This is a genomic window from Asticcacaulis sp. P4_H10 (genome assembly GCF_056400965.1).
In genome coordinates, this window is sequence record NZ_JBFUKH010000010.1 from 83,019 (window position 1) to 103,362 (window position 20,344).

19 protein-coding genes and 2 tRNA genes are annotated in these 20,344 nt (G+C 61.9%); 5 read left to right on the forward strand and 16 right to left on the reverse strand.

Translation table 11 applies throughout. From position 1 onward, the window contains the following. Nucleotides 1-335 precede the first annotated feature (335 nt). A complete protein-coding gene (locus AC1DON_RS18335) occupies nucleotides 336-3,032 on the reverse strand; it encodes a M1 family metallopeptidase (RefSeq protein WP_476936263.1) in 2,697 nt (898 codons plus the stop codon). Nucleotides 3,033-3,208: 176 nt separating this feature from the next. On the opposite strand from AC1DON_RS18335, the gene ypfJ reads away from it, so the two are divergent. Then, nucleotides 3,209-4,057 (forward strand): KPN_02809 family neutral zinc metallopeptidase, encoded by an 849-nt coding sequence (gene ypfJ / locus AC1DON_RS18340; RefSeq protein ID WP_476936264.1) that lies wholly within the window; start codon nucleotides 3,209-3,211, stop codon nucleotides 4,055-4,057. Nucleotides 4,058-4,059: 2 nt separating this feature from the next. Here ypfJ and AC1DON_RS18345 read toward each other — a convergent pair whose 3' ends face one another. Beyond that, entirely contained in the window at nucleotides 4,060-5,442 is a 1,383-nt protein-coding gene (locus tag AC1DON_RS18345; protein ID WP_476936265.1) for a hypothetical protein, read from the reverse strand. A 202-nt stretch (nucleotides 5,443-5,644) separates the two neighbouring features. On the opposite strand from AC1DON_RS18345, the gene AC1DON_RS18350 reads away from it, so the two are divergent. From AC1DON_RS18350 to AC1DON_RS18360, 3 genes are all read left to right on the forward strand, one after another. Beyond that, nucleotides 5,645-6,508, forward strand: coding sequence for a DUF2336 domain-containing protein (locus AC1DON_RS18350; RefSeq protein WP_476936266.1), 864 nt, complete (start codon nucleotides 5,645-5,647; stop codon nucleotides 6,506-6,508). 233 nt (nucleotides 6,509-6,741) lie between these two features. Beyond that, on the forward strand, nucleotides 6,742-7,500 hold the full coding sequence (locus tag AC1DON_RS18355) for an NAD kinase (protein ID WP_476936267.1): 759 nt from the start codon (nucleotides 6,742-6,744) through the stop codon (nucleotides 7,498-7,500). Between the two features lie 114 nt (nucleotides 7,501-7,614). Further along, nucleotides 7,615-8,109, forward strand: a complete 495-nt coding sequence (locus AC1DON_RS18360; RefSeq protein ID WP_476936268.1) for an Hpt domain-containing protein — start codon at nucleotides 7,615-7,617, stop codon at nucleotides 8,107-8,109. A gap of 69 nt (nucleotides 8,110-8,178) precedes the next feature. Here AC1DON_RS18360 and spbR read toward each other — a convergent pair whose 3' ends face one another. After that, a complete protein-coding gene (gene spbR / locus AC1DON_RS18365; RefSeq protein ID WP_476936269.1) occupies nucleotides 8,179-9,387 on the reverse strand; it encodes a SpbR family protein in 1,209 nt (402 codons plus the stop codon). Nucleotides 9,388-9,556: 169 nt separating this feature from the next. Here spbR and AC1DON_RS18370 point away from each other — a divergent pair, with 169 nt between their 5' ends. Next, nucleotides 9,557-11,296: a sensor histidine kinase gene (locus AC1DON_RS18370; RefSeq protein WP_476936270.1), complete on the forward strand. Its 1,740-nt coding sequence runs from the start codon at nucleotides 9,557-9,559 to the stop codon at nucleotides 11,294-11,296. A 50-nt stretch (nucleotides 11,297-11,346) separates the two neighbouring features. Here AC1DON_RS18370 and AC1DON_RS18375 read toward each other — a convergent pair whose 3' ends face one another. The 13 genes from AC1DON_RS18375 to AC1DON_RS18435 form a co-directional block, all read right to left on the reverse strand. Next, on the reverse strand, nucleotides 11,347-12,231 hold the full coding sequence (locus tag AC1DON_RS18375) for a transglycosylase SLT domain-containing protein (RefSeq protein ID WP_476936271.1): 885 nt from the start codon (nucleotides 12,229-12,231) through the stop codon (nucleotides 11,347-11,349). Between the two features lie 62 nt (nucleotides 12,232-12,293). Continuing rightward, nucleotides 12,294-13,367 (reverse strand): NAD(P)/FAD-dependent oxidoreductase, encoded by a 1,074-nt coding sequence (locus tag AC1DON_RS18380; protein WP_476936272.1) that lies wholly within the window; start codon nucleotides 13,365-13,367, stop codon nucleotides 12,294-12,296. A gap of 113 nt (nucleotides 13,368-13,480) precedes the next feature. Continuing rightward, nucleotides 13,481-13,556, reverse strand: a tRNA-His gene (locus tag AC1DON_RS18385). 78 nt (nucleotides 13,557-13,634) lie between these two features. Continuing rightward, on the reverse strand, nucleotides 13,635-14,405 hold the full coding sequence (locus tag AC1DON_RS18390) for a M48 family metallopeptidase (RefSeq protein WP_476936273.1): 771 nt from the start codon (nucleotides 14,403-14,405) through the stop codon (nucleotides 13,635-13,637). Between the two features lie 171 nt (nucleotides 14,406-14,576). After that, nucleotides 14,577-15,287: a hypothetical protein gene (locus AC1DON_RS18395; RefSeq protein WP_476936274.1), complete on the reverse strand. Its 711-nt coding sequence runs from the start codon at nucleotides 15,285-15,287 to the stop codon at nucleotides 14,577-14,579. Between the two features lie 28 nt (nucleotides 15,288-15,315). Beyond that, entirely contained in the window at nucleotides 15,316-15,570 is a 255-nt protein-coding gene (locus tag AC1DON_RS18400) for a hypothetical protein (protein ID WP_476936275.1), read from the reverse strand. A gap of 11 nt (nucleotides 15,571-15,581) precedes the next feature. After that, nucleotides 15,582-16,274, reverse strand: coding sequence for an energy transducer TonB (locus AC1DON_RS18405; protein WP_476936276.1), 693 nt, complete (start codon nucleotides 16,272-16,274; stop codon nucleotides 15,582-15,584). A 14-nt stretch (nucleotides 16,275-16,288) separates the two neighbouring features. Further along, the gene (locus AC1DON_RS18410) at nucleotides 16,289-16,720 is read right to left on the reverse strand and encodes a biopolymer transporter ExbD (RefSeq protein ID WP_476936277.1); all 432 of its coding nucleotides are present in this window, start codon (nucleotides 16,718-16,720) and stop codon (nucleotides 16,289-16,291) included. Between the two features lie 5 nt (nucleotides 16,721-16,725). Further along, nucleotides 16,726-17,601: a MotA/TolQ/ExbB proton channel family protein gene (locus AC1DON_RS18415; RefSeq protein WP_476936278.1), complete on the reverse strand. Its 876-nt coding sequence runs from the start codon at nucleotides 17,599-17,601 to the stop codon at nucleotides 16,726-16,728. A 612-nt stretch (nucleotides 17,602-18,213) separates the two neighbouring features. Next, nucleotides 18,214-18,289: transfer RNA gene (locus AC1DON_RS18420), tRNA-Phe, on the reverse strand. Nucleotides 18,290-18,506: 217 nt separating this feature from the next. Next, complete coding sequence (locus tag AC1DON_RS18425; protein WP_476936466.1) at nucleotides 18,507-18,704, reverse strand: DNA gyrase inhibitor YacG; 198 nt, start codon at nucleotides 18,702-18,704, stop codon at nucleotides 18,507-18,509. Nucleotides 18,705-18,748: 44 nt separating this feature from the next. Further along, nucleotides 18,749-19,768, reverse strand: coding sequence for a ribonuclease E/G (locus tag AC1DON_RS18430; RefSeq protein ID WP_476936279.1), 1,020 nt, complete (start codon nucleotides 19,766-19,768; stop codon nucleotides 18,749-18,751). After that, nucleotides 19,765-20,337 carry a Maf family protein gene (locus AC1DON_RS18435; protein ID WP_476936280.1) on the reverse strand — a complete coding sequence of 191 codons (573 nt, stop codon included), beginning with the start codon at nucleotides 20,335-20,337 and terminating at the stop codon, nucleotides 19,765-19,767. The genes AC1DON_RS18430 and AC1DON_RS18435 overlap by 4 nt, the downstream gene beginning before the upstream one ends. Nucleotides 20,338-20,344: the final 7 nt, after the last annotated feature.

A 20,344-nucleotide genomic window follows, 5' to 3' on the forward strand; every position in this document is an offset into this window, starting at 1 on the left:
TTTTCGTTATCAATCCGAGCTGGGCAGAATCGGGAGCACTGCCAGTCTTCGAATCGCCCATGAAAACGCGCCACACCCTTCATGGATGCAGCCTACCCCAATGCAACAAAGGTGCACATATTGCACCGCAAGACTTAATTTGCCACTAAACTCGCCTTACGGGAAGTGCGGCAGACCCACGTTACGAAAATATTTCCTGCGAAGTCGCATGGAAATGTCACACCTACTGTCACAGACACCCAAGCCCATATCTGTCAGCAGGCTTATAAAAGCGGTCGGCCGACATGGCGCTCACCGCCCCTCAGGCTGATTTTACCCCTTTACCTGGCACCGCTCTACTTGGCAGCCTTGAACTTGGCAGCCTTGAACTTGACCGTCCTGAACGCCGCCTTGACCTCGGCGCCCTTGGCGTCCTTCAGGACACTGCAGTTGCGCATGTTTTCCAGCATCCGGTTGAAGGACAACTCGCCCCGGCCCGCGGCCTGAACCTTGGGACGCATGATACGCTCTATCTCATCCGCCTTTTCCGCCGAGCAGTAGGTGCCTGGCAGCGAGGCCACCTTGCCCGCCGCGAAAATGCCGGTGCGTGCCGAAAACGCCTCGTAATTGGTCTTCAGCCAGTCATATGCCTGGTCGCGCGTCGTATCGTAGGCGAACAGCCCGCCCATCAGGGCCAGCTTGTCCGGGGTGCGCAGGCGCGGATCGTCGAGCCCGCCGTCCAGCAGCCAGTCGGCCGTTGCCTTTGTGGCCCCGGCGGTCACCGCCCCAAGCGCGCGGGCGCGGAACAGCTCGTCCTTGGTGGTCAGCACACGCTCCAGCATCGCCTTGGCGACCGGCAACCCGCCCTCTTCGACGTATACGGCCAGGGCACGGAAGGTATAGGCTTGGTCAAGCGCGGAGGCGTCGCCGGCCAGGTAGGCCACGGCGGCGGCGTTCAGCGTTTTGCGAACGGCCGGATCGTGTGCTTCGTCGGCGACAAGGCCGACCAGCGACTGGCGCAGCTTCTGGCGGTCGGGGGTGTCGGCCTTATGCGCGCCGGCCTTCGGGTCAAAGCCCATGGCACTGAGGCGCGGGGCATAGATGCCGCCGATGACGCGACGATAATCACCAAGCTCCGCCGCGCCCAGGAAGCCTCTGGTCCGGAAATAGCCCAGACGGTCGCCACCATCGACGGCGACGTTGGAGTCCTGGTTATCGACCATTACCCGTGCGGCGGCGATCAGGTGGCCGGTGTCGATGCGGCCGGCATTGAACTGTGCCCACAAACTGTCGGTTGCGGCAATCCCCTCGCCGGCCGGCAGCTTCGCGCCCGTCGCGATCAAGGCGTCCCAGTCGCCCGGTGTCAGGTTGAAGCGGTAATAGCCCGTACCGCCGGCATTGGGCATGAAGGCGCCCTTCCCCGGCATCTTTACTTCCTGCGTCGTCTTGTCGAGCAGGGTGCAGGCACGCGCCGCATCCTGGCGGATGCACAGGGGCACGATCCAGGTCTGGGCGGGCAGCGTCGTCCCAAGCTTGCTGTAGCGCGACTGGGTGGCGATCACCTTGCCGCCATCATGGCGGAAATCGACCACCGGCACGCCTTGCTGGCCGATAAAGCTCTTCATGGCCGCCAGGACGCGCGGCTCCTTGGCGGCGTCGGCCAGGGCGCCGAAGAACTCCTCAGTCGTGGCATTGCCGTGCGGATGCCGCGACATATGCAGGCGCACGCCGTCGCGGAAGGTGTTGTCACCAAGATAGGCCGCGACCATGGCGACGACGTGACCGCCCTTGCCGTAGGTAATGGTGTCGAACGCGGAGTCGATGTCGCCGTTATTGGCGATCGGTTGGTGAATCGGCCGGCCGATCTTCAGCGAATCGGTGTTCATCGCCACGAAGCCCTCATTGGTCGCGCCGATGCCGATGTTCAGCTCCGGCCGCCATTCGTCACCGATGCGGTAGCCCATCCAGTTGGCGAAGCTCTCGTTCAGCCAGATGTCGTCCCACCAGGCGGGCGTCACATAGTCGCCGAACCATTGGTGTGCCAGTTCGTGGGCGACGACCATGCCGAAGGTCTGTTTCTGGGTCGTCGAGGCATTGTCGTCGAGCAACAGGATATTGTCGCCATAGATGTCGGCGCCGGCATTTTCCATGGCGCCCGGCATGACCGGCGACGCGATCTGGTCGAGCTTGGGATACGGGAAACCCATGTCGAAATAGGCTTCCAGGTGCTTGATGATCGGCTTGGTCTCTTCCAGCGCGTAGTTCAGCCTGTCCTTGCCGGGCTGGGTCGCCAGGATGCGGATTGGCAGTTCGTGGGCGCGCTGCGGCGTCGGCGGGATCTTGCCTTCGGCGACCGCGAACGGGCCGGCGACGAAGGCGACCAGATAGGTCGGCAGCGGCACAGTCGGCATGAAGGTGTGCTTTACCATATCACCAACCTTGACGCTGCCGGTTTCCGGCGCGTTCGAGGCAGCGACCGCGTCCGCCTTGGTCGTCAGGCTGACGGTGAACGGCGTTTTAAAGCCGGGCTCGTCGAATGAGGGAAAGACGGCGCGGGCATCGATCGACTGGAGCTGCGACCAGGCGTACCATTGGTCGGCGACCTTGATGCGGTAAAGGCCGGCGGGACCGTCGCCGAATGGCGCGTCATAATCGAATTTCAGCGTCACCTTTCCGGCTTTGAGAGGCGTGGCGAAGGTCACGCGCGCTACGCCCAGCGGCTCAAGCTGTTGCCAGGTGACGGCAATCTCCTTGCCGTCCTGCACGGCAACGGCCTTGGTGACGTTAAGATCGCGACCGTGCATGTAGAGCGAGGCCGAGGCGGACTTCAGCGTGACGTCGATTTCGGTATGGCCGGAAAAGCGTTCCGTGTCCGGATTGACCACCAGGTCGATGCGATAGTCCAGGGGCGTTGCGGTGTCCGGCAGCTTCCCGAGCGGAATATCGACCGGCAGGGCCTGGGCAGATGGCGCGGCGCGCGCCGCAGGTGTCTCGGCGAGAGCCACGCACGGAAGGATAAACGCAGCGGCAGTGGCAAGCAGGAACGAACGCATGACAAAATCCTGGAACAGAAAATCTGGTCAGGCCTAACACGGGGCCTTTGTGAACAATAGTTAACAAACGGAAAGGTTTCATTTTTGACGATCTTTCCACATCGCCATCACTCTTGAACAAAGGGTTAATTCGCCCTACCCTGAAACTGGGGTGCGTCACGGATCAGGAGCTCTGGATGAGATGGGATTTGGGCCGCACCAGCGGCGTGCAGGATCGGCGCGGCATGGGTGCGGGCGCCATTGCCGGTGGCGGCGGAATTGTTACGATCGTCGTGGCCCTTATTGGCTACTTCGTGTTCGGAATAGATCCACGCACCTTCCTCGACACAGCGCAGACCACGCAATCCGTCAGCCGCACGGAAGCGGTCCAGGAGGCTGCGTGCCCGGAAGGTGACGAAGCGTGCCGCTTCGCCGATGTCATCCATACCTCGACTATCGACACCTGGAAGCCCCTGTTCCAGGCGCGTAACCAAACCTATCGTCCGTCGCAGATCGCGCTTTATACCGGTGGCACGCCGACCGGCTGCGGCATGGGCCAGTCGGCCATGGGACCGTTCTACTGTCCGGCCGACGACACCATCTATATCGACCTGACCTTCTTCCATACGCTTGAAAAGGACCTGGGCGCGCAGGGCGATTTTGCCATGGCTTACGTCATCGCCCACGAAGCCGGCCACCACGTCCAGAACGTGTTGGGCGTCAGCGAGAAGGTCCAGGCGGCCCAGCAGCGCCTCAGCGAACGCGAAGGCAATGCCCTGTCAGTGCGGCTCGAGCTCCAGGCGGACTGCTATGCCGGCATCTGGGCCAGGCAATCGAACACCAAGCTGAACTGGCTGGAAGCTGGCGACGTCGAGGAAGGCCTGCAGGCCGCAGCGGCGGTCGGCGACGACACGCTGCAAAAACGCGGTCAGGGCATGGTGGTGCCGGACAGCTTCACGCACGGAAGCTCAGCCGACCGGATGAAATGGTTCAAGACCGGTTACGACAGCGGCAATCCTGCCATGTGCGATACATTCGGGGCGTAACGCTAGGACTCCGGCAGCGCCGCGTTCAGTGCGGCGCCAGTGTCTCGCAGCGCTTCCGCCGCCGACTTGGCGACATGGGCTGCGGCCTTGGGCGACATCAAAGCCGCCGTCTTCATGCTGGCGTGGGTCACGCCGGCCAGGCGTGCCACCGCCATCTGACGATAGTTGTCGAAACCCTGGACCATGCAGGCGCCGGCCGAAGCCTTGGCGGCGGTACTGAGCGCGCCGAGATAGTCCTTCAACGCGTCTTCGTCGCGCTTGACGCCGTCATATTCGATGCAGACGCCCGACAGGCCGCACTTGTTGAGCGTCGAGATAACCTTGCGATCCGGACTGACGGAGCCAACCACCGTCATGCAGAACGGCTTGATCATCGAGACGATTTCAAGCACGCGGTGCGGCGGCACGCCGTCCAGGCCACGCACCTCGAACAGAACCTTGAGGCCCAGTTCGGCGGCGGCGCGCGCCACCTCGGTCGTGATCTTCTGACGCGCCCGGGCCGACGCAAAGGTCGAAAACGCCGCCGGCACGACCATCATCATCTTGCGCTGTTCAGCCGTCTTCAGCTTGAGCAACTTCAGGCCCTGGTCGATATTCGTCAGGTCGACGTGCTCGCGCAGGTTCCAGTCGAGATTGGCCAACCCCTTGCGGTCCAGCAGGGTGTTGTCGATATTCTCCATCACCATGGCTTCGAGGCGATGGCCGATCATGACCATCTTCTTCATCTCGAACAGGGGTTCGACGGCACTCGCGACCTTGAGGTTGCGGCCGCCATAGGTCACTGTCGCGGCGACGATGACGGGACGATTGGCGGCCTGCGCCTGCGCGCCAGCGCCGCCGGCAGCATCGCCGCCCGCTTCGGGGCTGAATTGTCCGCTACGGGTCTTGAGCGGACCCTGATCGGCCTCGCCGGGCCCAAACCAGGTGTTGAGATCGATCTTCTTCAGCATGAAGGCATCGACGTCTTCGACGTGAACCTCGTAGATCGGTACATCAAGCGACGACATATCGCCGACAAAGAAGCCGCACAGGTCACGCCAGATATCGGCAACGGCCAGGGCGCCCTTGCGCGAACCGACGGATGGCATCAGCGCCATCCAGGCGTCGTCATTGATCTTGATGCACCAGTTCGGCTCTTCAAACTGCCGTTCGAATGTCGTCTTCAGGTGCTGGAATACAAATTCGGACTTGGAGTCCCACTTGGCGCCAAGGCGCACGATCAGCGTGTCGAGCTTCAGCAGGAAGGCCCGGCCGGTGATATCGACCTTGGTTTCGCGAAGGCGCTCGACGATGACCACCGCGTCTTCACGGACCAGCGGCAACTTTTCGGCGCCGGACGCATATGCGGCCAGGTCTGCGGGAACAGCTGGATCAGTATCGGACATGCAACGCCCTTGTGGGGACTACTAACAACAATCTGCCACCCTAAGACGGGTCAATTGAAACAAGATTAACAACCGCGTCAAAAATCTGAAAAACTGTAGGTTCGGCAAATACAACTCAAACCTTTCGCGGCATTAAACAAGTGTTCACCATGCCCTGTCAGATTCCGTTAAAGATATTTCCGCCTGTCGGGTCAGAGACGCCTTGCGCACGCAACCCCTTACCGTATCCGAGTTCTCCCCTGCCGCCGCCGCCGCGCCGCTCACCATAGCGCGCCCGCCTGTTCACGCCCGCGACTTCCACGCCCCGCCCAGGCACATCTGGCTGGCGCACAGCCAGGCGCGTCCGGTTGAGCGCATAAGCGGCCCACCCCAGTCTATCCAGTCGCTTCAGGACCTGGTCGTCCAGCTGTGCCAAATGCCGGTGGACCTCGCCGCGCCGCTGATCGGTGGCCAGTTGCCATCGCTCGACACCTCGGCCCTGCTGGCGCTGATTGCCGCGACGGGCGAGTCTCACCATCTGCTGGTCGCCCGCCGCACCGATCTGGACGCCCGTGTCATCAAGGCCCTGATCCGCGCCAATTCTGACGCTGTGCTGGTGGCGCTGGCGGAAAACCACGCCTTGCGCTTCGGCGACGACGATCAGACCGCACTGGCACGGCTGGCCCACGACCGCCCGCAACTGCGGACCGCCCTGCTGCGCCATCCCGCCCTGTCGCGCGTCAGCCGCCGCCTCGTCGCCGGCTACGGCCTGAGCGAAGACAATCTGAAGCTTGTCCGAATCTTGCGCGCCGGCCGTTCCGACCGCTTTGTCCTCGAAAGCGCGCGCCGGCTCGACTGCGAAGCGACGCAATTGCAGCGCGCCCTCACCGGGTCATCGTCCGCTCCATTAGCGCTGCTGTGCTGTGCGCTTGGCCTCGATCGAGCGATCTTCCTCAATCTTTTGCCGCACTGGCAGTCAGCCCATCCCGGCGATGCCGATTGCAATGCCGGGCACAGGCCGCTGATCCTGTCGATTTTCGGCCTGTCTCCGGCCGATGCACAGCGAAAGCTTCTCGCTGCTGCCTAGAGCGATATGTCAAAAAGTGTGCAGCGGTTCTTTGGCTTAATATCGCGACAAAACAAAACCTAAAGCGATATGCCAAAAAGCGTGCAGCGGTTCTTTGGCTTAATATCGCGACAAACAAAACACCAGAGCATGATTACCGTTCGACCTAAACGCATCACGCTCCAGGCACAACTCATATCGCCTGAGTTGATTTTCCTTAGACTTTTTCCGACAAACCGGGTTAGACCTTGGTCATGTCCCTTCGTCTCGACTTCACCGCCTCCGACCGCCCCGAAGCCCAGGCCGCCTGCGCCAGGCTCAAGGCGCTCTATGGATCGGCGGCCAAGCCGGATGTCGTGGTCGCGCTGGGCGGGGACGGTTTCCTGCTCCAGACCGTGCATAAATACCTGCGTGAACAGATCCCGATCTTCGGCATGAACCGGGGCAGCGTGGGCTTCCTGCTCAATGACTTTTCCGAAGACGCGCTGGTCGAGCGCATCCTCAAGAGCGAAAGCACCCTGATCAGCCCGTTGAGCATGACGGCGCGCGATCGCGATGGCCGTGACCACCAATCCCTCGCCTTCAACGAAGTCTCGATCCTGCGCCAGACCCACCAGGGTGCCAAGCTGCGCATATTCATTGACGAGACCGTCCGCCTCGATGAACTGATCTGCGACGGCGCCATGGTGGCCACGCCCGCCGGATCGACCGCCTATAACCTTTCGGCGCACGGCCCGATCATTCCCCTGACCGCCAAGGCCCTGGCCCTGACGCCGATCAGCGCCTTCCGGCCCAGGCGCTGGCGCGGCGCCATCCTGCCGCACACGGCGCAGGTCCGCTTCGAGGCACTGGAGGTCGACAAGCGCCCGATCAGCGCCACGGCCGATACGTTCGAAGTGCGCAATGTCGTCTCCGTTGACATCTCCGAGGCCGATAACCTGAAGGCTACCCTGCTGTTCGACGCCGGCAACGGCTACGACGAACGCGTCATGGCCGAGCAATTTGCCTCGTAAACGCTTACGTCATGCGAAATGTACAATTTTTCGCTAACTATTAGCTCTTCTTAAACCCGGCAGCAGTAAGGTCGCACGACAAGACAAGCGTCCAAAGGTCACAGTACCATGCCAATGCCGGAAAAAGCCCAAATCATCCAGGTCCCGAACACCCTGCGCGCCAAGGTTGGCGGCCGCCTGGGCGGGATCGACGCCGACGCCATTGCCAAGGCCGAAGCTGCCCTGGCCGATCTGTCCGAACACTTCGAAGACTGGCTGATGGATGAAATTCGCAAGCTCGAAGACGTTCAGGCACTCATCAAGTCCGAAGGCTATACCGACGCGCACAGCGAGCAGCTCTTTTATCGCGCTCATGATCTTAAAGGCCTCGGCACGACCTACGGCTACCCATTCATTACCCGCATCGCCGGTTCACTGTGCAAGATGCTGGACGAAGATGAAAAGCGCAAGCTGGCGCCGCGCCGGCTGGTCGATGCCCACCTCGACACCATCCGTGCCATCGTTCGCGACCAGATCAAGGCTGACAATCACCCGATGGGCAAGATCCTGGCTGAAACCCTGGAAGTGCGCGTCAAGGAACACCTCGACTCGATCGGTCGCAACACCTGATCCCTTCCCTCTAGTGAATTAGAAAAAAGCCGCCGGTTACCCCGGCGGCTTTTTTGTTCTTGTGCGCCTTTAAGCCGCCTTGACAAGCGCGGCTTCCGGCCCGGAAGTCTGTTCCGGCGTCTGCGTGCCCCACTTGCGGCCCTTGGAGTCGCGGTCGAGGCGCTCATAGAGATAGATCAGATCTTCGCGTGGTGCGAACGGCACCTGGGTCAGGAAGCGCTCGATCAGGCGCTCCTGGAAGCTGATCGCGTCGAGATGGTTGGCTTCAGCGTGCAGGGTGCGCCAGGTATCGACGGCAATCCTGAAGGTCTGGAACAGCCGCGCCGGCATCCCCGCCCGGTCGTAGATGGCGCGCAGGCCCAAGGATCCGGCGTCGTGCACCATCAGCCAGGTCCGGTCGTGCGACACGCCCGACAGCTCGGCCAGGCCGTGTTCGAAGAACGGCATGTGGCCACGCGCCAGGGCACGCAGCATCAGGGACGGCGTCAAACGCCCATTGGCGGAAAGATGCTTGACCAGCTCGGACGGGTCGCGGCTGGCGCCCGAGGCATCGGCCATGTCGAGCGTGGCGCGTTCCTGGGCGGCATTGACCAGTTCTACCGCCGTTTCCGGCTTGATAGCGTGGCGCGTCACCAGATGTTCGCGCATGGCGGCGCTGACCATGTGCACCAGGCGCTCGCTGATCGCCACCGGCAACGTGGCGCGGTTGATCAGGACGCTGTGCAGGACTTCGGACTCGCCAAAGCGGTCGACGACCTTGCCCATGCTATTTTCCGAGAAGCGCGCATTGTCGTTGGCACAGGCAATGACCACGGCCTCTTCGACTGCATTTTCGGCCAGGGCCGACGTCACGGTTTCCGACAGCGTGTCGCGCTTGGCGATGGCGATCTGGCGCGTGGCGCCGCCGCTGCGGATGATTTCGCTGAGATCCTTGTCGGTGAACAAAGGCGAGTGGCTGAGCAGCGGCACGGCGACGCTGGCCACGTCCTGGGCGAGCGTCATGGCGACGTCGTGTGGCACCAGGTCCGACGTGCGCAGGGTCACCGCCAGGGCGCGGCGTACCAGCTCGGCGGCATCATGCGCCATCATGCGAATTATTTCCTGAGCGGCGGCACGATCGCCGTCATTCAGTTCGGCGCGCTCTATGACGCGACAGATCTTGTGCGTTGCCACGGCGCGATCGTCGGCGTTCTCGCTTTTGACCAGACGCTGGATGTCGGTCTGCGACAGGGGGCTGCGAGCCTGGGACGCTGAACTTTGGACAGATGGCGCATTCATTGGCGAATCCTTCGGGGCGGGTCCTTTCCGGGACCCCCAATTTTCGCGCGTTTTGACTAACGAATCCTTTACTCGTGTGATCACGCTTCCGGCACGACATGTGAATATTCGCGCCCAAAATCTTTAAAAGGTAAACCCGGCGGCAATCTCTGTCTGGTAGAGTGCGGACATGACCGCGTCCTCAGTATCTCCTCATACCGTCCTGCTCGACTACGGCCTGCGTGCGCAGGCCCGCATGTTCCCCTACACCCTCGGCTTTTTCGGCGTCGGCCTGCCCCTGTTTATATGGGCTGCGGCAACCAGTGTCTCGCCGTGGCTGATGACCATCTACATCCTGCTGATGTGCGCCATCTGGCCGGCCTTTATGGTCCTGCGAAACCGCTCGGAAGCCCTGGCCGAAGCGCCGCGCACCGAAGTCAATGTCCGGGCCCGCCTGCTGCGTCACGGACTGGGTGGCGGGCTGTGGGCCATGTGCCTGACCGTCATCAGCCTGACGTCGGGCGGCAACAGTCCCGGCGCCGACGTCATGATGATGATCTGCGCCGGCGCGGCGGTCAGCATCATCTTTTTCTGCACGCCTGTCCTGCTTCACTTGCTGATCATCGGGCCGGCCGCGCTTCTGGGACCTATTCTTGTTCTTTACAGCACCCGGGCGGATACCAGTTCGGCGCCGCTGATGACCGGCGGCCTGATCCTGGCCTTCGCCATGTCGCTGGTGCTCAACCGCCATATGCGCGAACATTATATTCTGCAGGTCAGCGCGCTCGACGCCGCCCGCGACCGCGAAGACGCGACGGCTGCCCGTGTGGCGTTGATGGAAACCCTGTCGCGCGAGGTCAAGACCGGCCTTAACGGCATCGCGCATCACCTGACGCAAGGCGCGGCCAGCCTGGCCCGTGCCCCTGCCCCGCGCCGCCTGGTCGAAACGGCCCTGGATGAGGTGGCGCGTCTGCAGACCATCCTGGTGACGACACTCGACAATGACGAGGCGGAAGCCGGGCACATCGCCGTCGAGCGCCTGCCGCTCGATATCGAACTGATCTGCGAGCGGGTCATGGCGGGGTTCACCGCCCTGGCCCAGAGCAAGGAGCTCAGCCTTACCCTTACGGCGGACCTGCCCGCATCCGGCAGTGCGCTCGGCGATACCCATCGGGTAGAGCAAATCCTGGAACACCTCGTCAGCAATGCCTTGCAGTATACGCAGCTTGGCCGCGTCGAAATTCGCCTCGGCCAACCCGAAGGCACACATGCCGTACGTATAGAAGTCGTCGATTCCGGCCCCGGCCTGTCGCCCGAAGAGGTCGAACAGGCTTTCGCGCCCTATCAACGCATCGCCCGCACCTCCGCAGGCTGCCCCGGCGCCGGTCTGGGCCTCAGCCTGTCGCGCTCACTGGCAACGCTGATGGACGGCGACATGGGCGCGCAATCGACCCCAGGCGTCGGCTCGAAGTTCTGGCTGGACCTGCCTTACGACGCGCTGGCCACCGCGCCTGCCCGTCCGGTCGAGCCCGAGGCCGAGGCCACCGAAACTGAACGCTTCCTGCGCGTGCTGCTGCTTGCCAACGATTCCCTGCGTGCGGCGCAGTTGCGCGACCAACTCGAGGAGATGGGCCACCGCTGCCTGACCTCGACCTCGCGGGAGCGCGCCCTGGCCCTGGCGAAAAAAGGCGGGCTGGACGCCTGCATCATCGCGACCGGCAGTTTCGAGAACCTGCACGAAGATGCCAACCGGCAAACGCTCGACGCTTTCCTGGGCGGGCTGCGCGCGACGCAGGAAGAGGCGCGGCTCAGGATCGTCGCCCTGCTGCCGAACGGCGACCAGGCTGAGGACCTGCAAATGCTGGGCGTCAAGCCACTGTTGCTGCCGCACAATCGCGAAGGGCTGTACCGCGCCCTGGCATCGGACTGATTTGGGCGCAATGCTTAAGAACCACTGCACTCCTGGGTTTAGCATTACGGCTAACCGCTGTATCCACCGGTCCCGCCAAACGCCTTCATCAGCGCCTCACGCTTCCCCTCACCGCCCTCGTCTTCCGGCCCGAAGGCCGACAGGAGCTGGGCGTTGAACAGCATGCCCGGCTCGTTCTCGCCATTGCCGAACACCAGTTGCATGATGGCGGAATCGGCGCGCAGCTTGTCGAGGCGCGCCACGACCTGCGGGTTGCCGAAGGCTTCATTGGCCGGCCGGGGATCGGTGGAGGCCTGAAGCGTCATGGGCTCGCTACCGCCGGTCTTCGTCAACCGCGCCGTGACCTCGGCGACGCTCAAGGCATTGCCCTTGCGGTAGAAAATGGTCGGGTTGGCGCGCGCCGCCGCCGGAAACAGCGCCGCCGCCGAAGCGCCGGGGCGATTGGCATTGGCAGTGATCAGGTCCGCCGCGCCATCGGGCCCCAGAAAGTGGGCGACATAAAGCTCGCCCTGCGTTGCATCCCGGCCGATCCGTCCTTTGAGATAGGCGGCGTGGCCGGCTGTCATTTCCGCCGCCATGACGGCATTGGCGTCGGCATTATAGCGCAGCCCCAGCACCTGCTTGCGCATATCGTTGGCAACGTGGAAGCGACCGTCCCGTCCGCGCGTAATGTGTTCGGCAAAGCCGCCATAGCCGTGCTTGGCGCCCTTGGTTTTCAGGACGCCAAGCCAGGTCTGTTCGATAAACTGGAACAGGCCGGCGGCCGAAGAGGTCGGTGCCTTGGCGTGCGGATTGAGCGAGCTTTCGCGCTTGGCGGTCTTGACCAGATAGCTGAAATCTACGCCAGTGGCCTCAGCCGCGCGCTGCAGGGAGCCCATCACACCTGACGCGATTCCACTGGCGCCCGCTTCCGCGGCGCGCCCAAGCTGACTCATAACGGATGGGCTACTCGGTAACGGCATGGGCAAATTTTGCCCCATGCATGGTTAATATGGCTTTAAAATCGGTTCGGGTCGTAGAGGACAGCGTCCGGGTCGGGGGGCTCGCCCGTGATCAAAGCCAGCAACAGCTGCGCCGCGTAGGGCGCGAAGATGTAACCATTGCGCCGCATACCAACCGCGACATAGACCCCGCTGGTATCGCGCCCGATCAGCGGCCACGAATCCGGCGTCGAAGCCCTGACGCCGGTTTTCGGCGTGGCAACGCCCAGATCTATAGACGGCAACATGCCCGTCGCCCGCGCTTTGAGATCTGCTACAACCTCAGGCTCAACCGCCCGGTCCTCCTGGCCGAACTGCATGGTTGCGCCAAACTTGGCCATGGTGACGTGGTCGGCCAGATATCCGCCCGCCCAGCGCAAGGTCCCCTGCCCGCCCTGGCCTTTCAGGTCGAGCAGATGGCCTTTTACCGGTTCCAGCACTTTCAACGAAGGCACTGAAGCCGCGAGTGCCTTGGCGCCAAACCCGGCGGCCACAACGACATGGTCGGCCGTCAGGACATCGCCCGTCGCCAGTCTTACTGTCGTCGCGGATACGGCAGTGACCTCCGCAGGCAATATCTCGCCCTCCTGGGCGAGGACATGCGCCTTCAGGCTTTCGAGCACCTCGTGTCCCGACAGGAGCCAGTCGCCGGTCACTTCGACACCGTCCATATCGCCGGCTATACCTTTAAGCTGGTCGTCGGTCAGGGCGTGAAACGGTACGCCCATGGCCTTGAGGCGCGGCGTGGTTATGTCGCTCAAATTGTCGCTCTGGTACCAGACGTAGCGGCTGCGCGCGTCATCTCGCGTCTTTTCCAAAGCAGCGCGAACGTCGACGGGCCATACCTCCATAAGGTCGATCCAGGCCTGCTGCGCCCTGTGCAGGCGGACATAGGCGACGTCAGGCTCGAACTCACCCAGAGCTTCCAGCGCCGGCGCGATCATGCCGGCGGCAATCCCCGATGCCGTATCGCCGCTGGCGTCGCGCGCAACGACGCGGACTTTGAATCCCCTCGCCTGCGCCGCCACGGCAAGGCACAGGCCGGTAATGCCGCCACCGACGATGATCAGGGATGTTTCGGAAATCGCCATGGAGTGCGCCGGCAAATGAAGGACCTGCCGTCGCCTGACACAATCCGGCGAAGGCAGTCATACGGCATGTCGGCTAGAATAATCTTGGGCCCGAGGGGCCGCCAATCTGGCGATGGTACCGTCTGCTGGTTTCGAACCAGCTACCTCCAGAGCCACAATCTGGCGCTCTACCAAGTGAGCTAAGACGGCACGTCATCGCGAGGAGCGTGTCTCTAACGCGAGAGGGCGCAGCGATCAAGCCCGAATTTGCCTTTATGCAAAGACAGGTCAGTTATAGCCCTTCTCAGCGATATAGGCCTTCAGGTCGTTGATCCGCGTCTTGTCTGACGGGTGGGTCGACAGGAACTGTGGCGGCGCGCCGGTTTTCTGCGCCGACATGTTCTCCCATAGCGCCACGGACTCGGATGCGCGATAGCCGGCCTTGACCATCAGGTCGACGCCGATCTTGTCGGCCTCCGATTCGTGCTTGCGCGAATAGGGCAGCAGGAAGCCCAGAGCCGCCCCCATCCCACCATAGTTGGCAACGGCCTGCTGGACGCGCCCGCCGGTCGTGCGGGTGGCGATTTCGAGCCCCACCTGGGTGGCGGCCTGCTGCGAAGCGCGTTCCGCCGCATGGCGACCGATGACGTGGGCGGTTTCATGGCCGATAACCGCCGCCAGTTGGTCGTCGTTCTTCACCACCTTGAACAGGCCGGTATTGACGCCGACCTTGTTGCCCGGAATGACGAAGGCATTCGGCTGGTCGTTTTCGAACAGAACGTATTCCCACGGCGAGCCGCCCATACCGGCGGCCGCGACGATGCGGGAGCCGACCTTCTGCAACCGCGCGTTCAACACCGGATCGCGCGACACCTTCGCCGTCCTGAGCTGTTCCTGCCAGCCGGCCAGGGCGCTCTGCTCAAGCGCGCGCTCGTCGAACAGGATCAATTGCGACCGGCCCAGGGCCGAATTGCTTTCGCAGCCGGTCAGCCCCACGGCTGCGACACAAACGGCGGCCAGCGCCGCGCCTGCCTTAAACTTGCTTATGTGTTGCTTCATCGAGACTTCCCCCGTCGATCGTCCTGAACGTTATGTGCCGGACATTAGAGCGATATGCCGAAAAGTGTAAGCGGCTTTTGGCGTAAATATCGTCAAGGCAATAGCGCAGCGTTCATAAAAAGGCACTCCGAAATTGCTTTCGGAGTGCCCCAGACAGAACTGTTCAGCCTGTCAGTTCATCCGCCAGGCAACGGTCTGGCGGAGCACGGAGCCCACCTGGACATTGCCCTGGCTGATGTCGACGCGCCCCTTGTCCTGGACCATGCGAACGGTCGCAGCGCCGAAGCCGTAACCGCCTGGCTTTTCGCCGACGGCCGTGCATGAGACCCGGCCAGCAGTGTCCAGCACGACGCATTGCACCGTGGCGGAGCCTTCGACCTCGTCTTCCTCCGCACGCGGTGGATAGTAGTGGGTAAGCGCCGCACTATCCGGAAAACGGCTCCACCGCGCAGCAACGACAACCGGCTGAGCCGGAGCGTCAGACGTCCCTGCGCCGGCGCTCGTCCCTCCCCCGCTCGTCGGCAGCGGCGGTGGTCCCTCGGTCACGGTGTCGGGGATTGGCTTCGGATCGTCGACCGGAATGAGTGGCGTCGTCTCGACCCTTGTGTCGTCCACTATGACCGGCTTGTGCACCTGTATCGTCTCGGTCTTCACGGGTTCAGGTTTGGCGGGCGTCGGCATCTCCACCAGGATGGTCGGCGGTTCCTGAGGCCGCTCCCAAGTGTCGATCAGGCCATCTCCGAAGCGTTGCGCAACCAGATAGTAGGCAAGGCCTGCGTGTACGGCGACGGCAATGGCCACGGCCGCGTAAAAGGATGGGGGTATGCGTTTGCTGGGTTGGATATCCAAAGCCGAGCGGCGGTTATGGACCGGGTTGTCCATGTTTTCGGTCTCCTTACATGATTGAAAATCACGCAGAAGCGACAACAGCCCGCAAGGTTACCGGGTCGGGTCCGAAAACGATGAGGCGGTAATCACCTGCATCAAAAAGTCGGCAATATGTTTTCTTGTAGCGGCCTCTTCTTGAGAACGACGATATGCTCAAATCATTTTTGACGCAACCGTCATTTTTGACCGCCAGGCGCAGTCCACGAACCATCACGACCAACCAAACACCACAAAAAGTAAAACCCGGAACCGAAGTTCCGGGTTTTACTTTTTGCATTCTCAGGCCGGTTAACCGAGCTGGAAGCGGAAGGTCTGCTTCAGCTTCTGGCCAGGTTGAACCTGACCACCGCCAGTATCGACGCGACCGCGAGCTTCGATGGCGCGGATAGCTGCAGGACCGAAACCGTAACCCTTTGGGGTTTCGCTGACGAGCGTGCACTTCACCTTACCGTCTGCACTCAAGATCGTGCATTCGATGGTCGCCGAGCCTTCGACTTCATCTTCCGAGGCGCGCTCGGGATAGTAGTCGTCGAGGTTCGGGAACTTCGACCACTTCGCCGAAACATACGCCGGAGCCGGAGGCGCCACGGGTGGCGGTGTACCGGTGTTCATCTGGCGCGGTGGCTCAGTGTATTCTTGCTTCTGCTCCTTCGGAACCGGCGGAACCGGGATCGGAGGGGGCGGAGCCACGTCGGTCGGCGGCGTCACGCGTGGCTGAACCACTGGCGGAGGCGGCCGATCGGGCGGCGGAGGAGGTGGTGGTGGCGGTGGAGGAGGCGGTGGCGGTGCGACCAGGTCGACCTCAACCTTCTCATCCGAGAACGCTACCTCGTGCAGTTCAAATTTCGCGCGTACGAAATAGTAGGCGACGGCGATGTGAACGACGGCTGCAACCGTAACCCCGACTGCCAGCGAAGCCGATTTCTTCTTCGGCGGCGGGTCAAGGATAGGGTCCCGTTTTCTATGGGGTGTTTCGTCCATATTAAGACCCTTTACTAGCTTTCATCTTCGCCTTGCAGCGCGACGCTGTAGAAACCATTATCCTGCAGCGCGTTCATCACCTTCATGAACTCAGCGTAGCGCGTGCCCTTGTCACAACGAATGAAGATACGTTCGTTGTTCGGGTCGCGAGCGCCGATGGAGGAGCGAAGATCTTCACCTAGCGTATCGAGCGACGAAGGTTTGTCGCCGATGTACAGGTTCGTGTTCTTCTGCAGCGAGATGTAAACCGGTTTCGGCGGATTGTCTTGCGGCGGTACGGTTGCTTTCGGAAGACTTACTTCGATCGACACAGTGGCGAGCGGGGCCGCCACCATGAAGATAATAAGCAAGACCAGCATGACATCGACGAACGGCGTAACGTTGATTTCGCTGTTCTGTTCGACGTGGAATTTCGAGCCGCCGCCACCTGATAGCTTGGCGCCCATCGTGATTACGCCCCTTTGTCGAGTTGACGCGACAGGGAGTTCATCAGTTCCGAAACGAATTGCTCAGAGCGCGTGCCGTACTGCGAGATGCTGGTGTTAAACAGGTTGTACATCACGACGGCCGGGATAGCGGCGATAAGACCGATACCGGTCGCCATCAGGGCTTCAGCGATACCCGGAGCAACGACGGCCAGGTTGGTGGTGTGCGAGTTGGCGATACCGATGAACGAGTTCATGATGCCGTAAACCGTACCGAACAGACCGATAAACGGCGAGGTCGAACCAACCGAAGCGAGGAAGGTTTGGCCACCCGACAGACGCTTGGCCAGACCGGCCTGAACGGCGGCGATCGAGGCTGAAGCGCGGTTCAGGGTCGAGTCGCGGTGCTCGCCCGAAACCTGCAGGCCAGCTTGCTTCGACAGTTGGATTTCTTCGGTACCAACGGCGGCCATGTCGGCCAGCGGGTTACCGGCGAACTCGTCCGAAACCGCGATGCGGTTGATGTCGGCAATCGACTTCGCCGAGCGATAGGCTTCGAGGAAGTTCGAGGTGACACGGTTCAGCGACGCGAAATCCATCATCTTCATGATCAGGATGATCCACGAGATGACAGACATCAGGCCGAGGCCGATCATGACGACCTTAACGACGATGGTCGCACCGGCGAACATCGAGGCAAAGTTAACGTCCGAAGCGCCGTGCTTAGCGGCAGGAGCTTCTTCGGAATCAGCAGCGGCCGGAGCCGGAGCAGCTTCAGCGGCAGGGGCCGTGGCGGCCGGAGCCGGAGCGGCGGAGGCCAGAGCCATCGCCGGGGAGCTCAGCAGCAGCGCGGCGGCGCCAAGCAGAGCAATGAGCGGGTTGTGTTTCTTGTGTTCGAGCATTTTTCGCCAATTCCTGAATATGGACTACGCCCGGGCGGGGCCGACCAAGGACTGAAGGGGAAGCGTTTACCCCAGTTAAAGCCAATAGACCCGTACCCGACACTTCAGACCTCACGCCTGTTGCATCATGAACGAATCTTGCGCGCACCGGTCCGGACAGAGCGGTTTCTGACGACCGCATGATGCCCGTGCCGAAGCACAAACCAAGCCAATATGGACCACGACGGTACAAAAGGCGACCTCTTTGTTTCCGGCGGGATGCCAGAAGCAAACAGGTTTGGGCCTAAATGATCCGGCGCGACCTGAAACGTCAAGGTGTCTGTTACAGAGAATTCACGCTTGCAAGCGCTTCTACAGGCAACTCTTTATGAAATTATGAATTAAAAATCCAAACATGTCCGATAGTTAATGTTCGGCCACCTTAAATCCTGCCCCAACGGTGCAGTTAAAAAAAAATTTGTGCCCGGCGACTTTTTTTGCGCGGGACTCTTTAGGCGCGAAAAAGCAATGAGCATTGCAACCCATAGACGGGAGACGGCCGTAAAAACGCGATCACCGACTCGCCGCAGAGATGGGGCCTGGCACCGGCATTTCAAGGTATCGGAAAGAGAATGGTGCCTGGAGCCGGAATCGAACCAGCGACACGCGGATTTTCAATCCGCTGCTCTACCAACTGAGCTATCCAGGCCCTCGTCTTCGCACCAGTCATAATCCCAGCGCCGGAAGGAGGCAGGTCTATAGAAGAGGCTTTTGTCCTTGTCCAGCCGAAATGGCGCAACGAAATATTTTTTTGGTGGAAGGCTTTGGCGCATGTTTCGAAAAAGTCGAACCCGGTTTTCCGCGTCAAGCATGCGACCACTAGGATTCCTGAACCATGCTGCATTTCCTGCAAAAACGCAGCACGTCTAGGCTTCGTCGTCGTTGGACAGACGCGTGTGTCTCTGAGGTGACTTTTCCTCCGGCGCCTCGTCCTCACCCACGGCCAGGCCTCCCTCCCCGTCGATGACATAGTCACCCTTAAGCCAGTGCCCCAGGTCGACATCGGCGCAGCGCTTGGAACAGAACGGCGCATAGCCACGCGCAACATTAGCGACGCCTTCGATGGCCTCGCCATAGGGCTGACGGCAGCGGGTGCAATAGCGGACAGTCACAGGGCAAGAACCTCAGGTCTGGTGGTCGTGGCTTCAAGGCGCAGCATCGGCGCCAATGGGTCAAGAGCGCCGGCGATCAGTGGCTTCAGGATTTTAATATCGCGGTCATACAGACGCATGACGATAATTCGACTGTGATCCTGTTCCGACAGTTCAATCGCCTTGAACAGCCAATATAGGACGTCTCCGGTCTTTTGAAAGTCGCCCTTAAAGGGACAGATGCTCCACGGCCGGACGAATTCCAGCGTGCCGAACTTGCCGATCGTCGCCACGACGATCCCTGTCTCCTGACCAAAGCCTTCGAGCAGCAAACCTTTCAGGCGCTCGAAATCATGGCGCTTGCCGATCAGATCGACCACGGCCAGGCCGGCATGGCCCGACAGGCGCAGGCGACGCGGCAGGTCACGGACGGCCAGCTCGTTACAGGCTTTCGCCAGCGATTTCGGCGTGGCGGCCAGTGAGGTTTCGCCTTGCGCACTGTCGACGTCGCAGGCGATCAGGGCCCGCGTCGGCTCGATCGACAGAAAACCGCCGTTCGGGAGAGGCCCGCTGGCATCAAACGCCTGACCGCGCGCCTCGACGATAGCCTCGCGATCGCTGCAGATGGCCACGGGCGCCTCGCCAAAAACACGGCGCGCCCGCGACAGCAGGCGATCCCTAAGGCTTACCGGGGGCAAGAGACGGCGAGGCTCGCCGTCGGACAGATCCACGAACCGCGCACGCGCCAGTTTTTCGCGCCCGCGCTGTTCAGCAATGATCTCGACTTCGACCGCCGCCCCTTCCGCCAGCTTATCGAGCGCACTCTGCGGACCTTCCAGCACAGCGTCTTCGCCACTGGCCAAGGCCAGAAACAACATGCCACCAGCACGTGTCTTCAGCCGCGCCACCGAACGGGTGCCTAAAACACCAACGGATGGATCGTGCTCAAGCCCTTCGGCGTACAGATGCGGCAGGCCGTCCTTATAGACCGCCCCGCGCGCCAGTCCGAACCGGCTCTCATAATGAAGAGTGATCATCGATAGCCCGCGCCATCCAGCAGGACGCGCGTCTCATAAAGCGGCAGGCCTACCACGGCGGAATAGCTGCCGACCAGGCGGATAATATACGAACCGGCCAGCCCCTGGATGCCGTAACCGCCGGCCTTGCCGATGCCTTCGCCGCTGTCGAGGTATGTGGCGATATCCTCACGGCTGAGGCGCTTGACCGACAGCCGGGTTTCGACCGCGCGCGACGACAGCCTGCCACCGGGTGCGATAACGGCGATGCCGGTGATGACGCGATGTCCACGGCCGGACAAGAGATCGAGACAGGCCGCGACCTCTTCCCGGCTTTCGGCCTTGGGCAGGATGCGGCGCCCCACGGCCACGACGGTGTCGGCGGCCAGCACAAAGGCGTCGGGGTGCGAAACCGCGACGGCCTGCGCTTTCTCGACCGCAAGCCGCAGGGCCAGGGCATTGGGTGTTTCGGATTTAAGCGGCGTTTCGTCGATATCGGCCGCGGCGATCGTATCGGGTGCAATGCCCATCTGGGCAAGCAGATCGCGGCGGCGCGGACTAGCGCTGGCTAGGATAAGCGGGGCCGCCATGCGCCGC

Coding starts and splice junctions, on each gene's coding strand:
- AC1DON_RS18390 (WP_476936273.1), bottom strand. CDS start 14,405: ATGAAGCAACACATAAGCAAGTTTAAGGCAGGCGCGGCGCTGGCCGCC.
- AC1DON_RS18345 (WP_476936265.1), bottom strand. CDS start 5,442: ATGTCCGATACTGATCCAGCTGTTCCCGCAGACCTGGCCGCATATGCG.
- spbR (WP_476936269.1), bottom strand. CDS start 9,387: ATGAATGCGCCATCTGTCCAAAGTTCAGCGTCCCAGGCTCGCAGCCCC.
- ypfJ (WP_476936264.1), top strand. CDS start 3,209: ATGAGATGGGATTTGGGCCGCACCAGCGGCGTGCAGGATCGGCGCGGC.
- AC1DON_RS18380 (WP_476936272.1), bottom strand. CDS start 13,367: ATGGCGATTTCCGAAACATCCCTGATCATCGTCGGTGGCGGCATTACC.
- AC1DON_RS18360 (WP_476936268.1), top strand. CDS start 7,615: ATGCCGGAAAAAGCCCAAATCATCCAGGTCCCGAACACCCTGCGCGCC.
- AC1DON_RS18375 (WP_476936271.1), bottom strand. CDS start 12,231: ATGAGTCAGCTTGGGCGCGCCGCGGAAGCGGGCGCCAGTGGAATCGCG.
- AC1DON_RS18355 (WP_476936267.1), top strand. CDS start 6,742: ATGTCCCTTCGTCTCGACTTCACCGCCTCCGACCGCCCCGAAGCCCAG.
- AC1DON_RS18430 (WP_476936279.1), bottom strand. CDS start 19,768: ATGATCACTCTTCATTATGAGAGCCGGTTCGGACTGGCGCGCGGGGCG.
- AC1DON_RS18415 (WP_476936278.1), bottom strand. CDS start 17,601: ATGCTCGAACACAAGAAACACAACCCGCTCATTGCTCTGCTTGGCGCC.
- AC1DON_RS18370 (WP_476936270.1), top strand. CDS start 9,557: ATGACCGCGTCCTCAGTATCTCCTCATACCGTCCTGCTCGACTACGGC.
- AC1DON_RS18335 (WP_476936263.1), bottom strand. CDS start 3,032: ATGCGTTCGTTCCTGCTTGCCACTGCCGCTGCGTTTATCCTTCCGTGC.
- AC1DON_RS18395 (WP_476936274.1), bottom strand. CDS start 15,287: ATGGACAACCCGGTCCATAACCGCCGCTCGGCTTTGGATATCCAACCC.
- AC1DON_RS18410 (WP_476936277.1), bottom strand. CDS start 16,720: ATGGGCGCCAAGCTATCAGGTGGCGGCGGCTCGAAATTCCACGTCGAA.
- AC1DON_RS18435 (WP_476936280.1), bottom strand. CDS start 20,337: ATGGCGGCCCCGCTTATCCTAGCCAGCGCTAGTCCGCGCCGCCGCGAT.
- AC1DON_RS18400 (WP_476936275.1), bottom strand. CDS start 15,570: ATGCAAAAAGTAAAACCCGGAACTTCGGTTCCGGGTTTTACTTTTTGT.
- AC1DON_RS18405 (WP_476936276.1), bottom strand. CDS start 16,274: ATGGACGAAACACCCCATAGAAAACGGGACCCTATCCTTGACCCGCCG.